At 43.3% G+C, this 3,742-nt stretch carries 3 protein-coding genes; 1 reads left to right on the top strand and 2 read right to left on the bottom strand.

Annotated elements, in window-relative coordinates; genetic code table 11:
• The first annotated feature begins 399 nt into the window (after positions 1-399).
• Entirely contained in the window at positions 400-1,491 is a 1,092-nt protein-coding gene (locus ACWB0I_RS13380; protein ID WP_479388575.1) for a two-component system sensor histidine kinase NtrB, read from the top strand.
• Here ACWB0I_RS13380 and ACWB0I_RS13375 read toward each other — a convergent pair.
• Together ACWB0I_RS13375 and ACWB0I_RS13370 are read right to left on the bottom strand one after the other, a co-directional pair.
• Complete coding sequence (locus ACWB0I_RS13375) at positions 1,488-2,738, bottom strand: dicarboxylate/amino acid:cation symporter (protein ID WP_479388574.1); 1,251 nt, start codon at positions 2,736-2,738, stop codon at positions 1,488-1,490. The two genes, ACWB0I_RS13380 and ACWB0I_RS13375, sit on opposite strands and share 4 nt — an antisense overlap.
• 80 nt (positions 2,739-2,818) lie before the next feature.
• Positions 2,819-3,226 carry a PilZ domain-containing protein gene (locus tag ACWB0I_RS13370; protein ID WP_479388573.1) on the bottom strand — a complete coding sequence of 136 codons (408 nt, stop codon included), beginning with the start codon at positions 3,224-3,226 and terminating at the stop codon, positions 2,819-2,821.
• Positions 3,227-3,742: the final 516 nt, after the last annotated feature.

Genomic DNA, 3,742 nt, shown 5'->3' with positions numbered 1-3,742 from the left:
TTAATAAAAGAATTAATCAAATATGGGCAAAAAGATTCGCACCCCAAAACTGGAGAATATTCAACAATTAAATTTGTTTTGTATTTTATTCTACAATATTAATGGAATGATCGGAAAGAGACATAATGCGTTGTGTAGTCATTTTCCTAATCATCAGTAAAGCTATTTTTTAAAAGAAGTCGTGGAACGGTTTCCAGCGCCTATGCCAATGTTTTTCAATTATTGGGTAAATTCGTGGCGCCTTAATTGCCCCCCACGCTCTTTTTTGTTTAAGGTGAAACATGAGGCCCCGGACACGTGAATCTGGAATACCCGATAAGCCTGCCTACGCACAAATGAATTTTGTCAATTGCGTAGATTTTACTAACTTTACGGAGTTCTGTAAGGGAAAGGGATTTTATGAAAAAAAAGGTGTGGATAGCCATTATTGTCGTTCTTATTCTGGTCATAACCTTCTTCCATTACAATATCCCCACTTCGGTCTGGCAGTTTCATCTTATTTTTATGGAATTGTACTTTATCCCTATTTTGCTGGCTGCCTTTCAATTTGGCGTAAAGGGAGGTGTCGGTTCGGCGCTTATGGTTACGGCTTTCTACCTACCTCATGTTTTTTTACAATGGGGCGGTCTGGTGGAAACCAATTTGTTGCGTTTTTTGCAGATCATTCTATTTAACGTAATTGGCTATTTGACCGGTCTGAAAGCGGAAGGCGAAAGAAAAGAGACCGAAAAATACCGCCAGCTGGCAGAAAAGCTGAAAGCCTTGAACGAACAGCAGAAACAGCAATCTGAATTACTGCTGGAAATGGAGCGCAAATTACGGGCTGCCGACCGCCTGGCCATCATCGGCGAATTAACCGCCAGCATGGCCCATGAAGTCCGGAATCCTCTGGCCTCCATCCGCGGTTCCCTTCAAATTCTAAAAGAGCAGGCTCCGGAAGAATTAAAAGCATCTGAGTTTTTTACCATTCTGGAACAGGAAACGCAGCGCATCAATACGGTTGTGGAAAACTACCTGCATTTTGCGCGCAAACAAACCCAGTCCAAATCAACCATCAATCTTCATGAAACGTTACATCTGTTAATCAAAATGGTGGAAAGTAAAGCGCGCAAACAAAACGTGGCCATTAAAACGGAGTTTGAAGCCGATTTACCCGTGGTCGAAGCCGATCCCAACGCCTTAAAACAGGTGCTCATTAATCTGTTGTTAAATGCCCTGCAAGCCATGCCTGATGGCGGGCAGCTTACCTTGCAGGCAAAGCAAAGGCCGGGTACGCTCATTATTTCGATTGTGGACACCGGAAGGGGAATTGCAGAAGATCAACTAGATAAAATTTTTCAACCTTTTTATACCACCAGAAAAGAGGGCACCGGTCTTGGCCTGTCCATTGTAAAAAGAATTGCCGACGAAAATAAATGGCAAATCAAGGTTCAAAGCCGATTACAGGAAGGTAGTCGTTTCGAACTGCTTATTCCCTTAAAAAACGATTAATGTCTGTCGTTTTTCAAAACTGCAAGCTGGTCTTCTCCTTCGCTGCGGGCAATCAACACCGCGCCGCAACTATCGCTCCAGACATTTACCGAAGTTCTTAACATATCCAGAATACGATCCACAGCCAGGATCATGCCAATGCCTTCCAATGGCAAACCAACGGCTTTAAGGATAATAGTGATCATGACCAGTCCGGCCATGGGGATGCCAGCCGCCCCAATGCTGGCCAGCAGAGCGGTGATGACTACAATCATTTGCTGGCCAAATGGCAGATCGATTCCGTAAACCTGAGCAATAAACATGGCAGCTACGCATTCGTAAAGCGCTGTGCCGTCCATGTTAATGGTGGCTCCCAGGGGCAGAACAAAACTACTCACCTTGTTCGAAACCCCGGCATTTTTTTCAATGGAGTCCATGGTTAGGGGCAAAGTGGCCGAAGAAGAGGAGGTGGAGAAGGCGGTCATCAGGGCTGCCGACATGGCTTTAAAGTGTTTAAAGGGCGAAATACCTCCTAAAAGGTAAATCAATAACGGTAAAGTGATAGTGGCATGAATCAGCAATCCCAGGATGACCGTAATCATGTACTTTAACAAAGGAAGAACGGCATCTAATCCGGTTTGCGCAATCACTTTGGCAATCAGGGCAAATACGCCCACAGGTGCAAACAGAATAATGAAATGGGTTAAGCCCATCATTACTTCAAAAACGGCCTGGAAAAAGCCGGTTAGCTGTTTTCTGTAGGGCTCTGGCGCTCGTGTAATAAAAAAGCCAAACATCAAAGAGAAAAATATAGTTGGTAATATTTCTCCTCGCGTCATGGCCGCCAATGGATTTTCCGGAATGATGCGTAACAGCAAATCCTGAAAACTCTGCACCGATGTTTCCAATCCTTGCGGCATTTCCTGCAGACTAAGATTAGCGCCAATGCCTGGCGCAATAAGGTTAACCAGAATCAAGCCGGTGAGGATGGCAAAAAGACTGGTCATAATGTAGTAAATAAGGGTTTTCAACGAAAGGCGGCCGAAATGTTCGGCGTCGCCCAGATTGGTTACGCCAGAAATAATGGAAGAAACGATCAGAGGCACTATGATCATTTTTAAAGCGCGGATAAAAACCGTACCTAACAGGGCAACGTCTTCAACGACAAAAGATTCAAAGTGAAACAATCGGGAAGCGATAGCCAGGAGGATGCCCAGAAGGAAGCCGATTAAAATTTGCCAGTGTAAAGAAACAGACCTTAACTTCATAGCAAATCCTTTTATTCAATTAACAGCAGCTGTTAATGAATATAGAAATCAATTCAATTGCGGGCAAATGGGCTTTTCAGTTATTCCAGATGATTGTTTATTTCTTCAGAAATAATGGTCCGGTTATGAGATGAGGGGAGCAGCTTGCGTAAATAATCCAGGGAGGAGAGGTCGTTATAATCGGAGTTGTTGCCAAATGGCAGAAACTGCACGCCAACCAGATGGGACTGGCCATCGCTGTTCAGGAGTTTGGTCCATCTTACAATTCCTTTAAGAGGAATGGTTGTGCCATCGTTCAAAAATAATTTTAAATAGATTTTGTCCCCTTTTGAAACGGGAAAATTCGTTGTGAAGGACAAACCGCTTTTTGACAGATCATGGATGGCAAAATGGGGAGAGAGCCTGGCCCAGAATGAAGCCGGGTTTAATTTTTTAAAGCGCACGGTAGCATTGCTTAAAACCAAACGCGGTAATTCTCGTCGCTCCATATATATGATTATCCTATTTTTTTTCTCAAAATATCTGATGTAAACCAATAATACTAAAGCAAGCCCGCTTTTGTATGTGATTTCTGTCAATCCGGCAAAAAATAATGGAGATTTTTTTAAGAAAAATGCGTAAAAAGAAATAAACCATCAAAACGGAGGGCCGTTATGAGAAAATCCATTCCCATCAAGCAAGACGCCAATGCTTTAAAAATCCTACTGTTTCGGCATCATCGCAAGAGAAAAGCAGATCAACAGGAGGTGTGGAATCTCTACCACTGCAAGACATTACGAACTTCTGGCAGAGGGGGAAAAGGACATTTTGTGGGGAGAACGAATTACGGTTGGAATCGAAAAGGACGATGGTAAAAATAAAGGGGCTTTAAAAAGCCCCTTTTCAATTTACAGACCTTATTTAATCAGCATCATCTTTTTCGATTGCGCAAAACCTTTTTCCGTGGTCAAACGGTAAATGTACACGCCGCTGGCCAGGTGGCTGCCGTCAAACACCACATGATA

This window comes from Caldithrix sp. (assembly GCF_056497305.1).
This window is presented reverse-complemented; position numbering and strand designations above follow the sequence as displayed.

Excerpts from the sequence above, each read along its gene's own strand:
- ACWB0I_RS13370 (WP_479388573.1), bottom strand. The coding sequence starts at position 3,226 with ATGGAGCGACGAGAATTACCGCGTTTGGTTTTAAGCAATGCTACCGTG.
- ACWB0I_RS13375 (WP_479388574.1), bottom strand. The coding sequence starts at position 2,738 with ATGAAGTTAAGGTCTGTTTCTTTACACTGGCAAATTTTAATCGGCTTC.
- ACWB0I_RS13380 (WP_479388575.1), top strand. The coding sequence starts at position 400 with ATGAAAAAAAAGGTGTGGATAGCCATTATTGTCGTTCTTATTCTGGTC.